General features: G+C 38.5%; 23 protein-coding genes. 7 read left to right on the top strand and 16 right to left on the bottom strand.

From position 1 onward, the window contains the following. Positions 1 to 16 precede the first annotated feature (16 nt). The 6 genes from cshA to DDE80_RS15285 form a co-directional block, all read right to left on the bottom strand. Positions 17 to 1,540: a degradosome RNA helicase CshA gene (gene cshA, locus DDE80_RS06945; protein WP_108306948.1), complete on the bottom strand. Its 1,524-nt coding sequence runs from the start codon at positions 1,538 to 1,540 to the stop codon at positions 17 to 19. 301 nt (positions 1,541 to 1,841) lie between these two features. Beyond that, on the bottom strand, positions 1,842 to 2,561 hold the full coding sequence (locus DDE80_RS06940) for an alpha/beta hydrolase (protein WP_235612295.1): 720 nt from the start codon (positions 2,559 to 2,561) through the stop codon (positions 1,842 to 1,844). A 41-nt stretch (positions 2,562 to 2,602) separates the two neighbouring features. Continuing rightward, positions 2,603 to 3,955, bottom strand: coding sequence for a UDP-N-acetylmuramoyl-tripeptide--D-alanyl-D-alanine ligase (locus DDE80_RS06935; RefSeq protein WP_108306946.1), 1,353 nt, complete (start codon positions 3,953 to 3,955; stop codon positions 2,603 to 2,605). Positions 3,956 to 3,969: 14 nt separating this feature from the next. After that, a complete protein-coding gene (locus DDE80_RS06930) occupies positions 3,970 to 5,040 on the bottom strand; it encodes a D-alanine--D-alanine ligase (protein WP_108306945.1) in 1,071 nt (356 codons plus the stop codon). Positions 5,041 to 5,137: 97 nt separating this feature from the next. Further along, complete coding sequence (locus DDE80_RS06925; RefSeq protein ID WP_108306944.1) at positions 5,138 to 5,884, bottom strand: hypothetical protein; 747 nt, start codon at positions 5,882 to 5,884, stop codon at positions 5,138 to 5,140. 128 nt (positions 5,885 to 6,012) lie between these two features. Then, positions 6,013 to 6,156 carry an Lmo0850 family protein gene (locus DDE80_RS15285; RefSeq protein WP_201261504.1) on the bottom strand — a complete coding sequence of 48 codons (144 nt, stop codon included), beginning with the start codon at positions 6,154 to 6,156 and terminating at the stop codon, positions 6,013 to 6,015. 248 nt (positions 6,157 to 6,404) lie between these two features. On the opposite strand from DDE80_RS15285, the gene DDE80_RS06920 reads away from it, so the two are divergent. The 4 genes from DDE80_RS06920 to DDE80_RS06905 all read left to right on the top strand — a co-directional run bounded on the left by DDE80_RS06920 (position 6,405) and on the right by DDE80_RS06905 (position 10,782). Beyond that, positions 6,405 to 6,704 carry a metal-sensitive transcriptional regulator gene (locus DDE80_RS06920; protein ID WP_108306943.1) on the top strand — a complete coding sequence of 100 codons (300 nt, stop codon included), beginning with the start codon at positions 6,405 to 6,407 and terminating at the stop codon, positions 6,702 to 6,704. 65 nt (positions 6,705 to 6,769) lie between these two features. After that, complete coding sequence (locus tag DDE80_RS06915; protein WP_108306942.1) at positions 6,770 to 7,942, top strand: MFS transporter; 1,173 nt, start codon at positions 6,770 to 6,772, stop codon at positions 7,940 to 7,942. Positions 7,943 to 8,064: 122 nt separating this feature from the next. Next, positions 8,065 to 9,513, top strand: a complete 1,449-nt coding sequence (cls, locus tag DDE80_RS06910) for a cardiolipin synthase (protein WP_427901799.1) — start codon at positions 8,065 to 8,067, stop codon at positions 9,511 to 9,513. A 135-nt stretch (positions 9,514 to 9,648) separates the two neighbouring features. Continuing rightward, positions 9,649 to 10,782 carry a CapA family protein gene (locus tag DDE80_RS06905; RefSeq protein ID WP_108306941.1) on the top strand — a complete coding sequence of 378 codons (1,134 nt, stop codon included), beginning with the start codon at positions 9,649 to 9,651 and terminating at the stop codon, positions 10,780 to 10,782. A gap of 39 nt (positions 10,783 to 10,821) precedes the next feature. On the opposite strand, the gene DDE80_RS06900 is transcribed toward DDE80_RS06905, so the two are convergent. Further along, positions 10,822 to 11,601, bottom strand: coding sequence for a M15 family metallopeptidase (locus tag DDE80_RS06900; RefSeq protein ID WP_108306940.1), 780 nt, complete (start codon positions 11,599 to 11,601; stop codon positions 10,822 to 10,824). Positions 11,602 to 11,649: 48 nt separating this feature from the next. Continuing rightward, positions 11,650 to 12,450, bottom strand: coding sequence for a helix-turn-helix transcriptional regulator (locus DDE80_RS06895; protein WP_108306939.1), 801 nt, complete (start codon positions 12,448 to 12,450; stop codon positions 11,650 to 11,652). 564 nt (positions 12,451 to 13,014) lie between these two features. Between DDE80_RS06895 and DDE80_RS06890 the strand changes: the two genes are divergently transcribed. The 3 genes from DDE80_RS06890 to DDE80_RS06880 all read left to right on the top strand — a co-directional run bounded on the left by DDE80_RS06890 (position 13,015) and on the right by DDE80_RS06880 (position 16,677). After that, the gene (locus DDE80_RS06890) at positions 13,015 to 13,665 is read left to right on the top strand and encodes a LytTR family DNA-binding domain-containing protein (RefSeq protein WP_036147031.1); all 651 of its coding nucleotides are present in this window, start codon (positions 13,015 to 13,017) and stop codon (positions 13,663 to 13,665) included. Between the two features lie 279 nt (positions 13,666 to 13,944). Further along, complete coding sequence (scpC, locus tag DDE80_RS06885) at positions 13,945 to 15,450, top strand: succinyl-CoA:acetate CoA-transferase ScpC (RefSeq protein ID WP_108306938.1); 1,506 nt, start codon at positions 13,945 to 13,947, stop codon at positions 15,448 to 15,450. Between the two features lie 87 nt (positions 15,451 to 15,537). Continuing rightward, the gene (locus DDE80_RS06880; protein ID WP_108306937.1) at positions 15,538 to 16,677 is read left to right on the top strand and encodes an MFS transporter; all 1,140 of its coding nucleotides are present in this window, start codon (positions 15,538 to 15,540) and stop codon (positions 16,675 to 16,677) included. Positions 16,678 to 16,701: 24 nt separating this feature from the next. Here DDE80_RS06880 and DDE80_RS06875 read toward each other — a convergent pair whose 3' ends face one another. The 8 genes from DDE80_RS06875 to DDE80_RS06840 form a co-directional block, all read right to left on the bottom strand. Then, positions 16,702 to 17,577: a GNAT family N-acetyltransferase gene (locus tag DDE80_RS06875; RefSeq protein ID WP_108306936.1), complete on the bottom strand. Its 876-nt coding sequence runs from the start codon at positions 17,575 to 17,577 to the stop codon at positions 16,702 to 16,704. A 255-nt stretch (positions 17,578 to 17,832) separates the two neighbouring features. Next, positions 17,833 to 18,111 (bottom strand): GNAT family N-acetyltransferase, encoded by a 279-nt coding sequence (locus DDE80_RS06870; RefSeq protein ID WP_108306935.1) that lies wholly within the window; start codon positions 18,109 to 18,111, stop codon positions 17,833 to 17,835. A gap of 34 nt (positions 18,112 to 18,145) precedes the next feature. Continuing rightward, a complete protein-coding gene (locus DDE80_RS06865) occupies positions 18,146 to 19,045 on the bottom strand; it encodes a DUF1002 domain-containing protein (RefSeq protein WP_108306934.1) in 900 nt (299 codons plus the stop codon). A gap of 76 nt (positions 19,046 to 19,121) precedes the next feature. Then, positions 19,122 to 19,976 (bottom strand): CvfB family protein, encoded by an 855-nt coding sequence (locus DDE80_RS06860; RefSeq protein WP_108306933.1) that lies wholly within the window; start codon positions 19,974 to 19,976, stop codon positions 19,122 to 19,124. A gap of 1 nt (position 19,977) precedes the next feature. Continuing rightward, entirely contained in the window at positions 19,978 to 20,400 is a 423-nt protein-coding gene (mntR, locus tag DDE80_RS06855; RefSeq protein ID WP_108306932.1) for a transcriptional regulator MntR, read from the bottom strand. 106 nt (positions 20,401 to 20,506) lie between these two features. After that, entirely contained in the window at positions 20,507 to 20,791 is a 285-nt protein-coding gene (locus DDE80_RS06850; RefSeq protein WP_108306931.1) for a late competence development ComFB family protein, read from the bottom strand. A 130-nt stretch (positions 20,792 to 20,921) separates the two neighbouring features. Continuing rightward, positions 20,922 to 23,036, bottom strand: a complete 2,115-nt coding sequence (locus tag DDE80_RS06845) for a heavy metal translocating P-type ATPase (protein ID WP_108306930.1) — start codon at positions 23,034 to 23,036, stop codon at positions 20,922 to 20,924. Then, positions 23,033 to 23,392, bottom strand: coding sequence for an ArsR/SmtB family transcription factor (locus DDE80_RS06840; protein ID WP_108306929.1), 360 nt, complete (start codon positions 23,390 to 23,392; stop codon positions 23,033 to 23,035). The genes DDE80_RS06845 and DDE80_RS06840 overlap by 4 nt, the downstream gene beginning before the upstream one ends. Positions 23,393 to 23,454 lie beyond the last annotated feature (62 nt).

The raw sequence follows: 23,454 nt of genomic DNA, 5'->3' as shown, positions 1-23,454 counted from the left end.
GATTTGTTTGTTTTTATTAATCTTCACGACGACGTGGACGACGATTGCCACCATCGCGGCGACCACCTTCGCGACGTTCTCCGCCACCTTGACCACCGCGGTTACGATCACGTCCGCCTTCACGACGTCCGCCACCACCGCCACTGCGGTTGCCACGGAAACGATTACCTCCGCCACTGCGGTTACCACCACGTCCGCCACCGCTGCGATTTCCGCGCATTGGTAATGGACGTTCTTCAGTGATTTGGATCGGTGAATCATCCGGCTCTTTTGTTAATGAACGTAATGCCGCTGCTACTAAGTCAGTTGCATTATGTTCTTCTAATAATTCAGATGCTAATGTACGGTAGTCATCTAAGTTATTTTTTTGTACGATTTCTACTAATGTTTCCATCGATAAGCGTTGTTGACCAGCAAGGGCCTCACTTGATGATGGTGGACGTAGAGGTGTCATACGCTTTTTAGTTGTTTCTTCAACGATACGTAGGTAACCCATCTCACGTGGTGTTACGAATGTTACCGCTAAACCTGATTTACCAGCACGACCTGTACGTCCGATACGGTGAACGTAAGACTCAGGATCTTGTGGAATATCGAAGTTATAAACATGTGTTACACCTGAAATATCTAAACCACGCGCAGCTACGTCTGTCGCTACTAAGATGTCAATTTTATTTTCTTTAAATTGACGTAGTACAGAAATACGTTTCGCTTGGCTTAAGTCACCATGGATACCTTCTGCAAGGTAACCACGAATTGATAATGCTTGTGCTACTTCATCAACGCGGCGTTTTGTACGACCGAAGATAATAGCTAATTCTGGTTGGTGAACGTTTAAAAGACGAGCTAAAATATCAAATTTTTCACGCTCTTGCGCTTTAACGAAATATTGGTCGATATTTTCGACTGTCATTTCTTTTGATTTAATTTTAACGATTTCAGGGTCTTTCATAAATTCTTCAGCGATTTTGCGGATTGGCCCTGGCATAGTTGCTGAGAATAATAACGTTTGGCGCTCTGCCGGTACGTGCTCTAAAATCGAGTTAATATCATCAATGAAGCCCATGTTTAACATTTCGTCTGCTTCATCAAGTACAAGCGTTTGTACTTCGCTAAGCTTCAACGTACGACGATTAATATGGTCAATGATACGACCTGGTGTACCTACGATAATTTGTGGCTTATTTTTAAGCGCACGGATTTGACGTCCAATTTCTTGTCCACCATATACAGACAATAATTTAACGCGTTTATCGTAACCTAATTTGTAAAGTTCTTCTGATACTTGGATTGCTAACTCACGTGTAGGGGCAATAATTAACGCCTGGATTGCAGGGTTTTTTGGGTCAATTTTCTCGATTAGAGGGATACCGAATGCCGCTGTTTTACCTGTACCAGTTTGTGCCTGGCCAATAATGTCGCGACCTTCCATACCAAAACGAATTGTACCTTCTTGAATAGGTGTTGCTTCTTCGAATCCCATACGCTTTAGTGAGCGTAATGTTGATTCACTTACATTTAATTCTGAAAAATTTGTCAAACTCTTCATTCTCCTTTTTGCTTATAAGTTGACAAATGGTTACATTTTCAGATGAATGATGGCAAACTCGAGCCGATCTATTTGGAACGTTTCCGTCACTAATATGTCTCTTTACTAGTAGTTAGTAAAGCTTTCTTGTTCATGAAAGGGAAAGCCCGGTCGTTGCCGAGCGGTTGTATTCTTTAGAATATAACCGTTAGTTCAAAAAAAAGCACTCTTCACAGCATTGTTGAAGAGCCTTCGCACAAAATGTATCCATTGCTTTCATTAGTCTATCACGCATAAGCAACGCATGCAATGTTTACGTCTCATTCTCAATTATCAGACTTTTATCATTGATAAAAGTCGACACTTTTGCAAACCATTTTTCACAGTCTTCGCTAAAGCATATATGATGCTTACCCGTCGCTGAAAAATAAAGTCGCTTATCTAAAGCAATAATTTTTTGATACAGTTTCGTCGCTGTATGATAAGGCACCATACCGTCCAACTTTCCTTGTACAATCATCGTCGGTGTTGTAATCGTTTTAACATAAGGGGCCGTTAAAGCTACTACTCTCATAAATTGTACAGCTGCACTAAGTGGAATTTGACCAAATTTAAACGCGTAGCGCTGAAATGTTTCATCCGTATTTAATTGGTAGCCCTTGGATGCAAAAATCGCCATATCTTTAAGCAGTTGTTTAGGTTCAATATATTGTAAAGCAGGGCTTAATAATACGAGCTTCTTTACAGGGTAGCGCATTGCAAGATGTAAGGCTAAAACACCTCCCATAGAAAAGCCTATAACGATAACTTCGTCCACTCGCTTCGCTAATCTACGATAACTAAGTTCCGCCTCCTTTAGCCAATGCTCTGCTTTATACCCTCGTAAAAATAAACGTTCGCCATGGCCAGGTAGCGTAGGTGTTTCTTCATCATCCACAAATGTTGTTAAATACTGCTGCAACGGCGCAACTTCGTACTTGCCGCCTGAAAATCCGTGCAAATATAAAATACCAACTGTCATCATTGCCTCCATAAATAAGACGCCACTACTATGAGCGGCGTCTCCTATATTGATTACGATTGTAAAATACGTTCTAAACGCATACCACGCGAGCCTTTTAATAAAATGAGGGTTTCTGCTGTAGCGTTTTGTTCAATTAATAATGTAAGAGCTGAGATATCTTCTGCAGCATAATAAAGATGTGTTGCGTCGAACTTATGTTGCAATTCATCATAGAGTGCACGCATACGTGGTCCAAATAATAACACCATTTCAATATGTTTAGGGTCAATATCCTCTGCAAGTGCTGCATGATAAGCCAGTTCTTGCTCGCCCAGCTCTAACATATCACCTAACACGAGCCACTTCTTAGGTCGTATTGTTGTAGTCGTCATAAATGCAATGGCTGCTTTTACAGAAGTTGGGGCTGCATTATAGGCGTCATTAATAAATAAAACATCGCCCTTTGGCACGAGTTGCATGCGCATGTCTGTTAACGATACGTGCGCTAATGCTTGTTTAATTTGAGCAGGCGTAAGCCCCATATGACGTGCTACTAAAATGGCACCTAATGCATTTTTCACTTGATGTTCACCTAATACCGAAATGGTCATACGTTCTTCGATAACACCATTCGTCGTAAATTCACTACCCGCTTCTGTCGCTATAATACCTGTTGCATACAAGTCGTTAGTCGGTTGCATACCGAACGACTGCGCATGGTTTGTTGACGTAACGAGCGCTCGTAATAACGGCTCATCACCGTCATAGAATAACACGCCATCTTCGCCTAAACCTGCTGTAATTTCGAATTTAGCACGTGCTATACCTTCTCGAGAGCCTAGATCTTGCATATGTGCTTCGCCAATATTTGTAATAATAGCCAAATGAGGACGTGCGAGTGTGGTTAAAAATTCAATCTCACCAAAGCCGCTCATTCCCATCTCTAATACGGCTACCTCTGCATCTTCCGCTAAGTTTAATAACGTAATTGGTAAACCTAATTGATTATTAAAGTTCCCTTGCGTCTTTTGCACTTTAAAATATTGTGATAACAAGCTAGCCACAATATCTTTTGAAGATGTTTTACCGTTAGAGCCTGTAATACCAATAAATGTCGCAGGGTGCTCTAAACGATATTGTCTTGCTAACTCTTGCAAGGCGTGCTCGGTATTTTCAACTTCAATAAGAGGAATATTTTTAGGACGATTTGGCTCGTCCTCTTGCCATAAAACTGCTGCTGCACCCGCTTCAATCGCTTGCGCTACATAGTCGTGACCATTCGAACGCTCGCCACGAAAAGGGATAAATAAGTCGCCTGGGCGTACTGTTCTCGTATCAATCGTCACACCTGTTACATACACTTCAGGTTGCTGTACTACACTAGCTTGTAACCATGTTGCTAACTGCGCTACTGTTCGTTTCATTGGTTATACCTCTTTTATAAATCAAATTGTAATTTTTGTTTTTGTTCATGACGCTCAAATGCTAATGCAATTAAACGGTCTATTAAGTCCGTATAAGCTACATCTGTTTTTTGCCATAGTAGTGGATACATACTTACCGGTGTAAAACCTGGTAGCGTATTAACTTCATTAATATAAATTGTTTCATCCGCTGTTACGAAGAAGTCTGCACGTACTAAGCCGCTACCATCAATCGCTTTAAATGCTTTTTTCGCCATCGTCTGTAATGACAGATACGTATGATTTGCAAGCTTTGCGGGAATAATTAATTCTGTAGAACCATCTGCATATTTAGATTCATAATCATAAAAATCCGATACTGATTTAATTTCACCTGCGACAGATACAGATGGGTGATCATTACCGAGCACGGCTAATTCGATTTCACGCGCGATAACACCTTGTTCTACCACGATTTTACGGTCGTATTTTAGTGCAAATTCAATGGCTTGGCTTAATTCTTCACGTGTTTGTGCTTTACTAATGCCTACACTCGAGCCTAGATTAGCAGGTTTTACATACATAGGGTACGTTAAATTATCTTCACATTGCTGTAAAATTACCTCTTGATTTTCCTGCCATTCTGCTTGGATGAAATGAATATAAGGCAACTGTGGCAACCCTGCCATTTCAAATAATTGTTTCATCACGACTTTATCCATTCCTGTCGACGAACCTAGTACGGTGTTACCGACATACGGTAAATTCAATACTTCAAATAATCCTTGGACCGTACCATCTTCGCCATTTGTACCGTGTAGTAAAGGGAAAATAACATCAAATTGACGTAAATTTTGCTGTTCGTCTACTAAAAATGACATGATATTATGCGGGCGATTTTCGCCAGGCAAACGCAACGCTTCAATCGTTGCTAGCGGCTCATCTACAACTGCGCCACAACGCCATTCACCTTGTTTTGTAATAAAGATAGGCGTAACTTCATACTTTGTAAAATCAATGGCACCTAGCACAGCTAATGCTGTTGATAAAGACACTTCATGCTCAGCTGATTTACCGCCATAAACTAACCCAAGTTTTTTCTTCATTAAAAAATCCTCCATTTGTTTCTACATCTTTTTATGTAGTTTAGTGTAGCACGAAGCGGCGCTTTATATAATAAAACTCACTGTGTTGCAGTGAGTTTTACGTAATATGAATTAAGTCATCAGCTTCTTCTTTTAAAATTTGTTTAAGATCATCCCAAATTTCATCAGGGAAATTATAATGCGCTAAATTTCTCACTTCAATTTCATACGCCGATTTCGCTTTTTCGGCTTTAGCGAGTGAAAAGAGTGCACCTTCTTTTGCATAAGAACGATAAGCTTTTAAAAACTCTGGTGTAATAGAAGGTACCGCATCTTTTGTACGGCGTCTGAAAAAGGAAGTCGTATTTTCACGCTCTCGAATTAATTGATTAAATACATTGGTGATTAACATATCTGCATCACTTAAATGCTTGAAATAAATCTTCGTTACTTTTTCTCCTGTTGACGCTATGTACACATAACGGTTTTGCAACTTTTGAAAAAAAGGCACGCTAATCGGTTCGCGTTTATGTGCTATATAAAGCAATTCTGCCTGTTCTCTTGCTGTTAAATCATTTAATTGACGTTCATAAGCAAAGTCTAACCAACATAGCTCAGCAGAATTGTTTGCCTTTTTCACAAACTTTTTAATATCTTCAGGTACGATATAATCATGCTGCGTATGATTATTAAACATCCCATCTTCATACGTTGCTTTTAATAAGAGTAGATTACGCAGAGGATCAACAGAGGCAACAAACTGCTGTAATTTCAAGCCGCTAAAAATTACAAATTGATCAACATCATTCATATGAATATAAATATGGTAAATAAAATCATCATTAGCACGCAACTTCTTTGCCATAGCTCATCCCCCAGTCTCGTATAGTTTAGTATATGACGAATTAATAAATTTTGAAATAGATACACTATACTAAAAAATCTCTCGCCTTAGCATAGGCAAGAGATTTCATTTATGTTGCATTTATGAGATTACGAATTAAATTGTACTCGTGGTGTGGTAATTGGCGGTGTTAATACTTTTAATAAATCTAACCGTGATTTAGTAACCGTTGCTTTTACACCTAGCTTTGACAAATTCGAAACAATTTTTTTTAAATCTACTTCTTTCGTCATTTGTTCCACCCCGTTCTTTTTATAGTTATAACGTTTTAAGCACTTAAAAGTTTCATATTAGTTGTCTGACATGTTACTTCTATATGTATAATACCATTTTTATTACCTAATAATTCTTTCAATTTTGTTACAAATCTGTGTGATGATTTCGCATTTATTTACGCTAAGTTGATAATATTCACATAGGCTTTACATCCGAGCCTTTATCAACCTACAATTAAGACAGTTATATCGTAGGAGGTGTTACTATGGAAAAAGAAACGCATTGCCGAAAAAGCCATCACTCAATAGCAACTAAAAAAGATTTAACGACGCGCCTCAACCGAGTAGAAGGGCAAATTCGTGGCATTAAAGGCATGATTGATAATGATGTATATTGCGATGACATTATTACGCAACTTGCTGCTAGCCAAGCTGCTTTAAATAGTGTGGCACGTATTTTATTAGATGGGCATTTAAAATCTTGTGTGAAAGAACGACTGCTCGAAGGAGATGATGCCGTTTTAGATGAGCTCGGCACTACCATTCAAAAGCTTATGCGTAAATAGTTTCATGACTTCTTATTAGGGAATAATAGGTATATCAATTTGAAATAGAAAGAAGGATGAGCCTAATGAAAAAAGCAATTTTATTATTGATGTCTGTACAATTTCTTGTGTATTTAGGCTTCGGGATTATCATTCCCGTTTTACCGGAAGTAATTGTACAACAAGGCTGGGGAGAAGTTCACGTCGGTGGGCTCTTGACTGTCTATGCCTTAGCTAGCTTTTTCACAGCTCCATTATGGGGTTCGCTATCAGACCGCATTGGTCGTAAACCTTTAATTTTAACCGGGCTAGTTGGTTTTAGCCTAAGCTTTTTAATCTTTGCATTATTTATTAATAATTTAACGATTCTTTACATATCACGTATTATCGGTGGACTGTTCTCTGGCGCTTTATACACCTCTGTAACCGGATTTATTGGCGATATGTCAAGTGATGAAGACCGCAATAAATATATGGGCTTTATGGGAATGTCGATAGGCCTTGGCTTTATTTTCGGGCCAGCACTAGGTGGGGTATTAGGTGGTCACTTCGGTTTAACCTCACCATTCTTTACTTCAGCGGCACTCATTGCTTTACTATTTGTGTATGCAAGCATCGTGTTACAAGAGCCTGCCAAACGTAAAGATAATGTCAACAAAAGAAGCATCGTCCCTGAAGGAGCAGCTAACCTTTTAAAGTACCGTGTGCGCTATTTATTCTTGTTCTCCTTCCTCGTTACCTTTATGCTTGCAGGGGTAGAAGCGACATTTCAACTTTTTCAAATCGATCGCATCCAAATTACACCTACACAAGTTGGTTACCTCTTTATGTTTAGTGGCTTTGTAGACGCTGCCATTCAAGGCGGGGTCATTCGACGCATTAAAGATGGTACCGAAACAAGTTGGTTAATTGGTGCACAAGTCATTACAGCAATCGGTATGATTTTATTCACTTTAACGAGCAGCTTAGTGTTTGCAGGTCTAGCATTATGTGTGTTTACTGCTGGTAATGCCTTAGCTCGTACTTGTGTCGTTTCATTATCGTCTAAAGAGTCTGGCGGTAAATACGGGGCTGCAGCAGGGCTATCCTATTCAATGGATAACTTAGGTCGTATTATCGGACCGTTATTCTTTTCTTGGATTTTTACACAACAAGCTAACTTAGGCTTCTACATCTCTGCAGCTATCGCACTTATCTCAATCAGCTTAATCTTTACTTTCCGCGCTTCTACTAAATCATTACGCCAAGCACAAGCTTAAATTATGGCACGAAAAAGGCCACGCCTTTTTTGTGCTTTTTTTAGACAGATAGCATTTTTATTCGATATGAAGTATGGTAAATACAAAGATTACAGAAAAAGAAGGTGCGTCGTTTGCTGACTATTATTGCTGATTTTGATTATCTATTCGTAGTGCTCCTGCTCATTAACATTTTACTAGCAATTACGGTCATTTTCTTAGAGCGTAAAGACCCTACTTCAACGTGGGCATGGGTTCTCGTACTAACATTCTTACCGTTATTAGGCTTCTTACTGTATTTACTTTTCGGGCGCCGCTTACGTCAAAAGCATTTGTTCCGTTGGGATGGACAAAAGTATATCGGTATTGAAAAGCTAGTAAATTACCAAATGGATGCGATCCATCAAGATAAGTTTGAATTTCGCATTAAAAATGCAGATAAATATGATGATTTAATTTATATGCATCTTCGTAACAATGAGGCAGTTTTAACACAAGATAATGCGATACAAATTTTTGATGATGGCAACGAGAAATTCGCGCAGCTTTTGCGAGATATTGAACAAGCTAAAGAGCATATTCATATTCAATATTATATTTTCCGCTTAGACGGACTCGGTATCAAAATTGTAGACGCTTTAACCGCTAAAGCGAAGCAAGGCGTCAAAGTCCGAATTTTATATGATGAAATGGGTTCTCGTGGTGTAAAAAAGCGTCATTTTAACGCATTGCTCGAAGCTGGAGGCGAAGTCGAAGTATTCTTCCCTTCTATTATGCCACTCATTAACCCCCGCCTTAACTTCCGTAACCATCGAAAGCTAGTAATTGTGGATGGGCGTATTGGCTATATTGGCGGCTTTAATGTCGGTGATGAGTACCTCGGCTTGAAAAAGAAATTTGGCTATTGGCGTGATACGCATTTGCGTATTGAAGGTAGCTCTGTCCATCCTCTACAATCGCGTTTTTTACTCGACTGGAACCAAGCTGCACATCATAAAACAAAGTACTCCGAAAGCTTTTTCCCTGCCATACCTAAAAAGGGAGATGCTGGTGTACAAATCGTTTCGAGTGGTCCTGATGAGGATTGGGAACAGATTAAAGATGGTTATTTAAAACTTATCAATAAAGCACAGCGTTATGTTTATATCCAAACACCGTATTTCATTCCTGATATTAGTTTTTTCGATGCTGTTAAAATCGCAGCACTGTCAGGTATAGATGTGCGCATTATGATTCCTAATAAGCCTGACCATATGTTTGTCTACTGGGCTACTTACTCGTACGTTGGACAACTTTTACAAGCTGGCGCTAAAATTTATATTTATGAGAAAGGTTTTATTCATGCAAAGATGATTGTCATTGACGATGAAGCTTCTACAGTAGGCACAGCTAACATTGATGTCCGAAGCTTTAAGCTCAACTTCGAAGTGAATGCTTTCATTTATGACAATGCTATTTCACATGAACTTGCTGAAATCTTCGAAAAAGATATTTTAGATTCGACAGCATTAACGCTAGACATTTATAATAACCGTTCAAATTTAATTAAGTTTAAGGAGTCATTATCACGCTTAATTTCTCCTATTTTATAATCATAAAAGTACAATTTTTCATTTACTGAGAAATTGTACTTTTTATATACTTAGTTTAACTTGCCATCATCATCTTCCTAAAAATAGTTTATATGGTTATAATGGGTCAATGACTAAATTTTAGGAGAGTTGACTGTGAAAGCATCATTTAAGGTTTTATTAATCTTCTTTTTATGTTTAATCGCTGGCTATACCACTTACTTAGCAAGCACTAGCATCAAACAACAAACTACTTCTCGTTCAACTGCGACACCACAAGTAGCGCTTGACCATGAAGTAGAACAAGTAATTGAGCCGAGCGTAACAGAAGTAACAATCGGTATGATTGGTGATATTTTATTACATTACCCGATTTATACATACCCAGATTTCACATTCGCATTTGACGCTGTTAGCGAACAAATGCAAAGTTTAGATTTTTTATTGGCTAATCAGGAGTCAATGCCAGCGGGTGAACAGCTAGGGTTAAGTACTTACCCTTCTTTCAACAGCCCTCCACATATTATTCGAGATTTACAAAAAAGTGGTGTGGATTTTGTAACGATAGCGAATAACCATACGCTTGATAAAGGAGAGCAACAAGTACTCCTGACAATCCAAAATTTACAAAGCTATAATATGCCTTATACCGGTGCTTTTGCTTCTAAAGAGGATCAACAAAAAGCACGTATTATTAACGTAGAAGACATTGCTGTAGGCATCCTTGCTTATACTTACGGCACTAACACTTACGTGACTTCACACCCTGATGGTAAAGACTATCTTGTATCTTATTTAGATGAGGCTAAGATAACAGCGGATGTTAAAGCTTTACGATCTCAAGTAGATTTTATTGTTTTGTCGCTACACTGGGGTGAAGAATACAATACGGCACATAATGAACAGCAACAGCAATTAGCTAAAAATTTATTTGCGGCAGGTGCTGATGCTATCTTTGGCCACCACCCGCACGTCTTGCAACCTTTTGAATGGATTGAGGATAAGCCAGTGTTTTATTCATTAGGCAACTTTTACTCCGCTCAACCTTGGGCAGGAACGAACGTAGGTGGTATTGCGCGCCTTACTTTACGTAAAACAGTTACTGCTAATCAATCAACAACAGAAACTGTTGATGCACATTTTTTACCGACTACCGCTGTGCGTGACGTATACAACGGCCATGTAGATGCGCCAGCCTTTCGTGTAATGCCATTACAACAGTATGGCAATCAAATGGGGTGGGACAACGCGTACGTTGAGCAACATATCGGCTTACCGACTTGGCACTAAAAAAACGAGCTTCCCTCTCATTAAGAGGTAGCTCGTTTTTCACTGTACACCTAAATATTCTTCTAATGTACTTTGCTGTTCAAAAATAGTAGTCGCTACTTCCACGCCTACATATCTAAAATGCCATGACTCATACATGTAGCCAGTTATGTCTTCTTTACCTTGGGGATAGCGCATAATAAAACCATAGTGATGTGCATGATCACGCAACCATCGCCCAGCTTCTGTCTCTCCAAACGTTTCCGTTAACCATAACGACTCTTTGCCTACTTCTCCAATGTCGTAAACGAGACCCGTTTGATGTTCTGAATAACCAGGACGCGCACTATAACGGTCTGCGGCATCTTGTCCATCTCTTGCTACATAATTCTCATACAGCGTTTTTTGATAATCATAAGAGCGATAACCACTAAAAGCATCGAGTATAAAGCCTGCTTTCTTGGCATCTGCTAGCATCTTATCTTTTGCTTCCTTAGCTTCAGGTTGCTCACCAGGCGCAAAATCAGCAGGCATTGGGTAGCGTTTACTCGCTATAAGAATACCGTTAATATACGTCGGCTCTTTTGGCAGCGTTTGATTTTTTATATAACCATTCTCATCGACTTCGTGTGCTGGTACTGCCGGTTGCTCTTCTTTAATCGGTTGCTCAATTACTACTTCGGGTATTTGTTCAATAGGTTGCTGCACCTTAGAAAAAAGACCATTTTTTTGCATGACTATCGCTATAATTAAAGCGACTAAAATAAGCATCACAGCAATGATAGCATACCAATATAGAGAAGACTTACTCGCCGTTTTTTTCACTTTTCTACTACGCATTGCTTAAACCTCCTTTTCACAAAAAAACGAGGCTAGCTGCCCCGTATTTTAATAAACCGCCTCTTCTACTTCTAAGGGCTCCGTTAAATCAAAACGGTAAAATGGGTAGTTCGGTTTGTCTCTGAAGTGTTTCGGAGTGACACCTGTATATTTTTTGAAAATACGCGTGAAATAGCTTTGATTACAAAAATGAAATTGGTTAGAAATCGATGTAATACTTTTAGTCGTATGACGTAAATAATATTGTGACTCTTCTACCCTACGAATGTTTAAATACTCCACTAACGTAATACCAACATGCTCTCTAAATATGCGGGACAAGTGACTCGTACTAATATGAAAGTGCTTAGCAATATTTTCAACCGTCAAGTTGCTTTCTAATTCATCATTAATAAACATAATTACTTTGTTCACTGTTTGATGACGGTACGTCGGCTGTTTGCGATCTGCGATAAAATCGATATAAAACTCAATTAGTTCCTCTGCAACTTGTAAAAAGCTAGCTTGACTCATTGCACTAATAACCTCTGTACAAGCATAATTAAAAGCAAATGCTTTTTTCGGTGGCACTTGGTTATCTAATAACTTTCGCGCAACAAGTGATGATAAGACCGTAAAATATGTACTCATGCCGCTAATGGCATCTTTGCCGAAACGCTCCGTTAATATGGTAATAACTTCAGTTAACGTGCGCTTAGCTTGTATTTCCTCTAAGTTATAAATCTCATGTAAAAGTTTTGCTTCTAACTCAAAAAATTGGTCCACTTTTGGAAAATGACTCACACTGTCGACTTCTTGAAAGTATGTTTTTGAAATAGCCTCAGCTATTGCACTCGATTCCTTTTTCATAATCATCCTCAACTTTCTTCATTTTATTTACTTGTTTTTATGTATAAAATCATTGTTCACTGTTTCACTATTAAAAAAACTGTATAATTAGCACTAGTAATCAACTAGTTATTTCTATAAAATAAATCCTAACATAGTTATTAAGTTGCAATCAACAGTTTTTAAACATTATAGGTCTTTTGGTATTGTTGCCGGACATTAGGGCCTTTATTATTTTTCCGTCTATTATTATTCTAACATATACTGTATTTTTCGCGACAAAATCTCAAAAAAATTATTTATTCAAATAATTTTTATTGCCAGTCATTCGCTTCAAAACTTATACTAGTACATCTATAGGTATCATGTTATAATGCAATGTTAATTGCTAAAGGTAATCGTTACTACTTTGCTTATCGCGCTTCCATCTTAACGTGTGAATGTGAAAACTTAGCGAAGTTCACCTTTTAGACACATTTTTTGTCAATTATTACGTAATCTTCTCTATTTTATTTTTTATGATTTGTAGTAAAATAGAAAATAATCATTTCTTTTATCAAAAGAATATTAACGAGGTGTTTAACATTGGATCCTAAACAAATTGAAGAGATCATGGACGTCATTAAGGAGTTTTTCCCTGAGAATACGTCAATCGCTATTTCTAACTCTGATGAGTATGTATATTATCAACCAAGTAAAAAAGTCGACTTAAAAATTAAGCCAGGCGACCCAGTAAAAGAAGGCTCAGCTGCGCATAAAGCGATGAGCTATGGGCAAAAAATTAACTCTTATATCGAGCCAGACGTATTTGGTGTCTCTTACTTCGGTATGAGTATCCCGCTCATTGACGAAGGTGAGACAAAAGGTGCTATTACAGCTATTTTCCCTCAGAAACCTTCACCATTTTTAACGAACTATATCACTGTGAAAATTGATGACTGCTGGTATCCTATTAAGCATGACCAAGTCATTTATTTAGAAACACAATTACGTAAAACATTCGTTAAAACGATGAATCGTGAAGGGTACCACCGTTTAAACTTAAGTGACTTAGAGTTATTCCTAGCACCAGACTCATTTATTCGTTGTCACCGTTCTTATATTGTTAATATCGATTATATTGAAGAAATCCAACCAGATTCACATTCTACATTCTTACTTATTATGAAGGACAACACACGTATTCCTGTTAGCCAACGCTATGCAAGTTACTTCCGTCGTTCATTAGGGTTCTAATTACCTACCCCTCTTTGCAAATCTTGCTAAAGAGGGGTATTATTATAGTTAGCTACTTTAAAACGCTTAACTTGTCGATAAAGCGTCAAAAAGCTCGTTTTTACTTTTTTTAAGCACTTTCATGCTATACTTAAAGTAAATGTGACAAATTGGTGATAACATAGACTAAAGAACTTTGTTAGTTCATGGTTAATAAACAGAAAATTCTTATAAAAGATGGTTCTGTTATTAATTTTTAAAATTCCATACACAAAAAACTTTTAGGGGAGGATTTTTACAATGGATGCAACTTTACAAAAACGTTTAGGTATTAAAAGCCTAGAATCTAAAATTGTTTCAGCTCAAGAGGCGGCAGCATTATTCTCAGATGGTGACGTAGTAGGTATGAGCGGATTTACACGCGCTGGGGACGCAAAAGTTGTTCCTATGGCACTTGTCGAGCGTGCTAAAAATGAAAAGCTTCAAATCGAAGTTTACACAGGCGCATCATTAGGACCAGAAGTAGATAAACATTTAGCTGAAGCTGGTGTTATTAGTAAGCGCGGACCTTTCCAAGCTGACCCTGGTATTCGTAACATGATTAATGCAGACAAAATTAAATACGTAGATGCTCACCTTTCTCACAATGCTGAGTTAGTGCGTCAAGGTATTATCGGACCAATTAAATATGCAATCATCGAAGCTGTAGCTATTACTGAAGATGGTTTCATCGTACCAACAACTTCTGTAGGTAACTCACCTATTTTTGCTGAGTACGCAGAAAATATTATCATTGAATTAAATCTTTCTCACCCAGAAGCAATGATTGGTATTCATGATGTATATGTTCCTGGCGAACAAGGTAAACGTGAAGCAATCCCAATGACTGACGCAACACAACGCATCGGTGAAATTGGTATTAAAGTAGATGTAGATAAAATTAAAGCAATTGTTGTATCTGAAGAGCCAGATGCTCCATCACTAATTGTTCCTCCAGATGAAGAAACACAACGTATGGCAGACCTTTTATTAGAATTCTTCCATTCAGAGATTGAAGCTGGCCGTTTAACAAAACAACTAATGCCATTGCAATCAGGCGTTGGTTCAGTAGCAAATGCTGTACTTGATGGTTTTGCTAACTCTGACTTTGAAGATTTAGTAGTATCTTCTGAAGTACTACAAGATGCTGTATTCAACCTAATTGATGCAGGTAAAGTTAAGTTCGCTTCAGCGACTTCTATTACGCTTACAGCTGAGTTACAAGAAAAAGTTTATGGTAACCTTGAAAAGTATGCAGATAAAATTTGCTTACGTCCTCAAGAAATTTCTAACCACCCAGAGCTTATCCGTCGTTTGGGCTTAATCTCAATCAACACAGCGCTTGAGTTAGACATTTATGGCAACGTAAACTCTACACACGTATCGGGTACACGTATGATGAACGGTATCGGTGGTTCTGGTGACTTCGCACGTAATGCTCGTCTTGGTATTTTTGTTACAAAATCTTACGCTAAAGGCGGAGACATCTCATCAATCGTCCCTATGGTATCTCACGTAGACCATACAGAACATGATGTTGATGTAATCGTAACAGAACAAGGTATCGCTGACTTACGTGGTCTTGCTCCTAAAGAGCGTGTGCCATTAATTATCGAAAACTGTGCTCACCCAGACTATAAAGAACAACTTTGGGATTACTATAACCGTGCATTCGAAGCAACAGGTGGTCAACAAACACCTCACCTTCTAGATGAAGCACTTTCTTGGCACGTTAATCTTGCTAAAAACAAAACAATGAAAAAATAATCAATCTAAAACGAGTAACGTTGAAAAACGTTACTCGTTTTTTTTATGGTATACTAATGAGAACATATCTCATTAGACGGAGGCATTATGAAACTTTTTATTTATGCGATTATTTTCTTTTCTTTCTTTGACTTATTTACACAACTTCCAGTCATGAGTACCTTCGCAATTTCATTAGGTGCTACTTCTTTTTTGACAGGTTTAGCAGTAGGTATTTATTCATTATCTAATACCTTTGGCAATATCATAGCAGGTATTTTAACCGATCGTCGAGGACCGTATCATATTTTAATTATTGGACTGTTAACGACTGGCATTACATTACTTGGTTACCATCTCGCATATGACGCTTACTCTTTACTTATTGTACGCTTTATTCATGGTTTAGTAGCTGGTTTAATTGTACCAGCCGCATTTACGTATCTTGCTAATACTTCTACTACAAAGCGTGGTAAAAGTAGCGCGATATCAGGCGCTTTTGTTGGTATTGCTGCGATTATAGGGCCTGCTTTTAGCGGTATTATGGCTAGCCGTATTAGCGTACCTTTCGTTTTTACAGTAACAGCTGTCGCTATGCTACTACTCGGTAGTTTGGCTTATTTTATGCTACGAATACCTATCGCTACAGAAAAAAAGGATGTCAAATTAGTAGATAATCGTTATTTTTTCTCTAACCCTAATATTGTGAAGGCATTTAGCGGTGCTTTTTTCTTAATGTTTTCGCAAGGTGTTATCGCATACTTACTACCTGTTAAAGTGCAATTACTCGGCTATGACTCTCGTCTTGCTGGGACGCTATTAAGTACGTTCGGTATTATTGCAGTGCTCGTTTTTATTACACCAATTAATCGGATTTTTGATAAAATTAAACCACTCTTTACGAGTGCACTAGGTATTGGCTTAATGGGCATTAGCCAACTTATTATTAGTTTAGCGAGTGACCAGACTATTTTGTATGTCGCTATGATGGTTTATGGTATCGGCTTTGGGTTACTTTTCCCTTCACTCAACTCTTTATTAATAGATGCCACGGAAGTAGATACTCGCGGTAAAGCCTATGGCTATTTCTATGCTTTCTTCTCAATAGGTGTCGTTGCGGGTTCAATTACGCTCGGCTTTTTAGATTTATCACTTACAGCGAGTTTTGCACTTACCGGCTGTATTTTATTACTTTTTGCGCTGTTTACTTTACTACCCTTTCAAACAAAAAACCATGCGGCTCATTAACGCCACATGGTTTTTTAGCTATTATTATTTATCTTGAGGTGCTTGCTCATTATCTGTAATTTCTTTATCTTCAACTTTTTCATTGTAATATTGTACAGTCGTTTGAGCACCTTCACTTAACATTTTATTTTCAGCAATTGATAAATCATCTGGATCTGCCGCCGCTTTCGCTTGCTCTTTTAATGTTTCAGCTTGCTCGGGCTGTGGCGCTAATGCGTCCTTTTGTGTGTCTACAAAGCTTGTTACTTTATCTTTTGCCATATTCACCGCATCTACTACTTTATCACGGTTTTCAGGTTTGCTTAAATATGCTGCTGCACCTGCTACTAATCCTGCTACAACTACACCTTTACCTTTTAATTTAGCCATTGTTGAATTACCCCTCTCTCGTTTCTTAGATACTTCTTCTTTACCCGAAACGCTAGACGTAAAACATTCATTATCTAAATTTTCTTGCGATGGTGTATATAACATATCCAGATGTGGTAAACATTCATACATATAAGGCTCGGATTGCGGTACAAAACCGAAGCGACTATAGAAGTTTGTTAAATAATCTTGAGCTTGAATAAATACTGGGGGATTATCCCACTGTTCTTTAATTGTTGCCATAATTGTTTGCATCATTTTTTTGCCTAACCCTGTACCACGTGTCGCTTTTGTAGTAATAATACGACCAAATGAAGCCTCTTTAAACACTTCTCCTGGCGGCAACATACGCGCATAAGCAACGAGTTGTCCTTTTTCATCACGATACAATAAATGGAGCGCTTGTTGATCATGATTGTCGAGGTCTTCATAGTAGGTTTCTTGCTCTACAATAAAGACATTAACGCGCAATTGAATAATGTCATACAGCTCATCTTTCGTTAACTCTTCATACGTTTTTATCATAAACATTTCCTTCACCCTCCTGATTTTATTTTACCACGATTATTTCATATTTTTTTAGGGAATAGTAACAGAAATTAAAAAGGAGGAGTTGCATGCGCCGCTTTACTTTTCATACAATGCTCGATATTAGTACAGTCATCGTTGCCTTTGCCTTACTCGCCATAATTGCAATGTCATTTTTCACATGAAAGGATTTCTGTCTATGACGATTTCACAATAAAAAGACCACCTTACACTGTGTGCAAGATGGTCTTTTGTTTATTATGCTTTGACATCGTCATACGTGCCGCGCTTAAATGCCGCTACGACATATGAACAAATCGCTTCCATTTTATAATCTTGTTCACGTGCGTAGTTAGCTGCTTGATCAAGCAACTGTTTAGCTACACCTTGCCCACGCAATTTATCAGAGACAAATGTGTGGTCCATTGCCATAATATTACCTTTTTGTACCCACGAAATTTCAGCAATTACTTCCCCGTCTTGCTGGTGTTCAAAAGCAAAATGTGCATTTCCTCTATCTACTAATGTAAATTCCATGAAATCACCCCCCATTTTTATTTTAGCATATAACTTATTTAAACCACGAAGATACCGTATCGACAAGACCTTGGAAAAACGCTTTTACTTTACCCCAAAATCCATCTTCTGATGTTAAATCCGTTAATTTATCACCCAGCTTAGAACTTAAATCATTGAGTTGTTGCGACCATTTGTCAAAATCAATATTTAGCCCTTTAATCTTATCCATTAAATCAATTAATAACTGACGGTCTTGCTCACTTAAATTAATTTCTAGCTTACTCAGTTGATTATTTACAATTTGCTCAACCTCTTCGCGCGACTGCGGTGCATTTTCTGCAATTTGTTTTTTAATTTCCGTTAATAACTGTGCTACTTTTTCGTCACTTACATTAGAGCCATCCGCAATTGCCGTAGCTACGTTTAACTCTTCATTTGCGACATCCGTACGGCTCGTATCTAGCGTTTCGCCGCTTCGTGTCTCATACGCCTTATAAATGCCGGCAAGCGCTGAGTGCCCCGTTACAGGCTTTGGTGCCGCTACTTCTACTAATGCATCTTCAATACCTGCTGTCAGCATCGCATTTGCATAAATATCATTTGTAATTTCTGTAATGTTTGATGGTGTTACGATATCAATGACGAGTCCTTCGCCTTGATTACGCAATGTAATTTTAGCCGAAGAAAACATTTGTGCATTCGGATTACTATTAGTAATATAGCGATTTAAGTCACTACCTGCTACCGTAATTTCTTCTACTGTATCATCATTTGCTACATCTAATGCCTTTTTCACCGTTTGCTTTTCAGCTTCTGTTAAGTTAGCTCCGTATACTACGATCGGTACACCTAAACGCTCATCAATCACTTTCGCTGCTGAAGCCAGTGGTGCACTCACAGTAGCCAATACTAAAACAGCCATGGCGATTAGTACCATTAATTTTTGTTTCATCATATAACCTCCTATATGTAATTAGTACGTAAAAGGAATGAATTGGTTTCACCAACTCATTCCTTATTATTACAATTTATATTTTTTCTGTCCAGCCGTCACCTTGTTTAATCTTGCCGGCTTTCATTAATGTACCAAGTGCACGCTTGAAAGCAGCTTTACTCATATTAAACATTTCTTTGATTTCTTCTGGTGACGATTTATCCCAAAATGGCATTTTACCGCCCACTTCTTCTAAATACGCAAAAATTTGTTCAGCATCGCTGCCAATACGCTCATGTTTACGGGGTAATAATGAGCCATTTAATGAATGATCGTCCTTCATATCAATGATACGCACTGTTAAATCTTGACCAAGACGCGGTTCATTATACATTTCGCTCTCATGCACAAAAATGCGGTATGGTGTATCAACACCTAATAAGAACGCTCCTACAGGCAATAGGCGGTAAGGGCGAGCCATCACATCTTTATTATGCATTTCTTCAAATGCACCTTCGTATAATTCAATTACCTTCTCCTCCGTAATTAAACGGCCATAAAATTCACCGTTGCGGTCCACACGTAACGTAACATATAAATGGTCACCCGCTTCAGGCCAAAGCTCTGGTAATACGGGTAAATCTTCTGCCGGTACTAATACTTCACGTGACGTACCAATATCAATATATGCGCCTTCTTTTGTCACACGGTAAACGCGTGCCCAGTCGTAGTCGCCTTCTAAAATTGTTGGGATTAAAGCAGTAGCTGCTAAATCGCCACGACGATCTTTAAAAATAAAAACGTTTAGTGTGTCACCAATTGCTATTTCTTCTGTCACTTCTGACGCATTAATTGGCAATTCCACTTCTCCATTTGTTAAAATCCATTTCGAGTTTTCTTCTGCAAGTACAGTTAGCTTAGCTACTGTACCCGATTGTAATGTATTCATATTATTCCTCACCATCTTGTGCACGTATATGTGCAAGTTTTTGTTGAATTGTTTTATCATCTTCCATTAATTGAACGAGATCCGCGATACGATCGATAGAATGCCAACTTAAATGATGCTCGATTCCTTCTACTTCATCATAAATTGTATGTTGATCTACACCAATCAGCTCTAAAAATCGCTCTAGCAGTTCATGGCGTTGGACTAAACGTTTACCTAACTTTTTACCTTTTGAAGTTAACGTTAATCCACGGTATTTTTCGTAATTTAAATACCCATCTTTATCAAGTTTTTGCACCATTTTTGTTACTGACGATGGCAATACAGACAATGCTTCTGCAATATCTGATACGCGGGCATAACCTTTATTATCTATCAGTAAATAAATCTGTTCGATATGGTCCTCCATACTAGGTGTTGGCATATCGTATCCCTCTCTTTCTTATTGTCGTATTATAAGTGTACTACATTCTATTGTGCAAATGTAAACAAGGGATGACCATTTTAGGACACCCCTTTGTTTTATCATTTTATAGATGATTTGGCGCTTGACCGACCGTATGAATGGCGTGAATGATCGCGCTGTTCATTCGCTCAACTTGCTCGTCGGTATTTAAATATGCAAAGGCTTGGTTGCGTTCTTCCTCATTCGTAACATAATAACTCGGCATAGCATTTAATGTGGTTGCAATAATTTTGCGCTCACATTTATCGCAATGGCAAAATGTTTGGTATTCTACGCCTCGCAAATAAAAGCCAACTAACCCCACTACAATTTCTTCTGTGACATTTATTAATTTACTTGTTCCAACCACGTTACTTTCGCCTCAATTTCACCATTTTCTTCACATTAGTTTCATAATAGCGCCTTCTCTTACAAATATCAATCAAAATTCCCAAGCTACTCGTATTCATCATTAGAAATTATTACTATTTCCGTATATTTTATTTTTGGGTACGCATTAATCTCAAGGAATTAAGAACCACTAATAAAGTCGCACCCATATCAGCAAATATTGCAATCCACAATGTTAATAATCCAGGAATTACTAATAATAGGGCAATAGCTTTTAATCCTAACGCAAACGCAATGTTCTCTTTAATAATACGCAAGGTCTTTTTACTTAAGCCAATTGTGTAAGGGAGTTTGGTTAAGTCATCCCCCATAAGCGCTACATCTGCTGTTTCGAGTGCTGCGTCGGTGCCTGCACCACCCATGGCAATCCCGACAGAAGCAGCAGCTAGGGCTGGCGCATCATTAACACCATCGCCTACCATGGCTACAGTCTCATACTTTGTGCGCAACTCTTTCATTGCTTGTAGTTTATGTTCTGGTAATAATCCTGCACGCACATCAGTTAAACCTAACTCAGTAGCGATTGCTTTCGCTGTTGGTTCAGCATCACCTGTTAACATTACTGTATGATCAACATGTTGTTTGCGTAGCTTAGCGAGCACATCCTTACTCTCAGCACGTACTTGGTCGGCAATACCGATGATGCCAAGCACCTTAGTGGCTGTAGCAGCTGCAATTACTGAATGTCCCAACTCTTGCATCCGTTTAGCTTCTTCTATAATTTGTGGTTCTAACGCTACAAGGCTCGTAATCCACGTTAAACTACCTACATAAATAACTTCGTCGTCTACAGTAGCATAAGCGCCCTTACCTGTTACGGATTGGAAATCTGTCGGTTCACTCACTAATAGGTTTTGCTCATGTGCTTTTGTTAAAATCGCTTTGGCTAATGGGTGTTGCGAAGGTTTTTCTACAGCTGCAATGCGCTGTAGTACAGAAGCTTCACTCTCACTAGCTGCTACTACAATTTTTGTTACAGTTGGTGTACCTTCTGTGAGTGTACCTGTTTTGTCAAAAGCAATAGCTTTAATACGACCAAGCTCCTCTAAGTGAATACCACCTTTAATTAATACACCATTACGTGCTGCGTTACCAATTGCCGTAACAATCGCTACTGGCGTTGAGATAACAAGCGCACAAGGGCAACCAACGACTAAAGTAGCCAATCCTTGATAAATCCATGTTTGCCAATCACCTGTAAAGAGTGACGGCACTACTGCTACAAGTAACGCAATTAACATAATCGCAGGCGTATAATATTTAGCAAAACGATCAACAAATTTTTGTGAAGGTGCTTTTTCCGCTTGTGCTTCTTCTACTAAATGAATAATTTTAGCAATCGTTGTATCCTCAACACGTTTTGTTACGCGTACTTCCATTGCCCCTTCTTCATTTAATGTGCCCGCAAATACTTCGTCGCCAATTGTGCGTGTGACAGGCACTGACTCACCTGTAATAGCTGCCTGATTAACCGTTGATAATCCTGTGATTACTACGCCATCCATTGCAATTTTTTGTCCTGGCTTAACAATCAATACATCATCAATTTGTATGTCCTCAGTGTTTACTTCCATCTCATGTACATGCTCACCGTGCGCACGCTTAATAAGTGCTGTTGGGGGTGCGATATCCATTAACCCCTCAATCGATTGACGCGCCTTATTCATAGAGTAAGCCTCAAGCGCCTCACTCACCGCAAATAAGAATACAACTACTGCGCCTTCCTTCCACTCACCAATAATGGTAGCGCCAATTACAGCAATGGTCATTAATGTCTTCATATCAAAATCAAGCTTGGCTAAGTTTTTAAAGCCTGTTATAAAAATATCAATCCCGCCTACAACAATAGCCGTAAGGAAGATACCAATCGTTATGGCTGACTTTTCGCCAAATTGAGCTGCCGCAATATAGCCTGCAATAATAAAGACAAGCGCAAAAACAGCTAAAATATTTTCTTTACGTTTATAAAATGGGATTGCCTTAGGTTTAGCTCGTACACTGGCCTCACGAACGGTAATGCCATCAAAAGCGCCTGCTTCCTCTAGTTGCTCAATCGTCGCATCACCTACAATGGTTAGCTTTGATGCACCAAAGTTGAGCTGTACATCTTCTACTGAGTCAATACAACGAATATTTTTTTCGAATTTAGCGGCACAGCTGGCGCAGGATAAATTTTGTAAACGATACTCTTGTTTTGCTGTCATTTGGCTTCCTCCTCTATAGAGTGCTCGTAAGCAATTTTTACGATTTGGTACACATGATCATCCGCTAAAGAATAAAACATTTGCTTACCCTTACGCTCTACCTTTGCTAAATGATGATCACGTAAATAACGCAAATGATGCGAGGCTGTTGCTACGGATGAGCCGATAATTTCTGCGACATCGCAGACGCAAAGCTCTTGCTCAATCGTTAGGGCATAAGCAATTTTTAAGCGTGTTTCGTCGGATAGCGCCTTTAAAAATTTTGCCACGCCTACAAGATTAGGAATTTGCTCACGAATATGTAAAACGTTTGTTTCTTCTAATGATGTTGAACCACCACATGTATGTTTTGCCATCTTTCACACCTCATTCAAATGTTTATTTGATTATAATATAGCACAACTTCTTTTCTCATTCA

The sequence above is a fragment of the Metalysinibacillus jejuensis genome (assembly GCF_003057615.1).
Classification (GTDB): domain Bacteria; phylum Bacillota; class Bacilli; order Bacillales_A; family Planococcaceae; genus Metalysinibacillus; species Metalysinibacillus jejuensis.
This window is presented reverse-complemented; position numbering and strand designations above follow the sequence as displayed.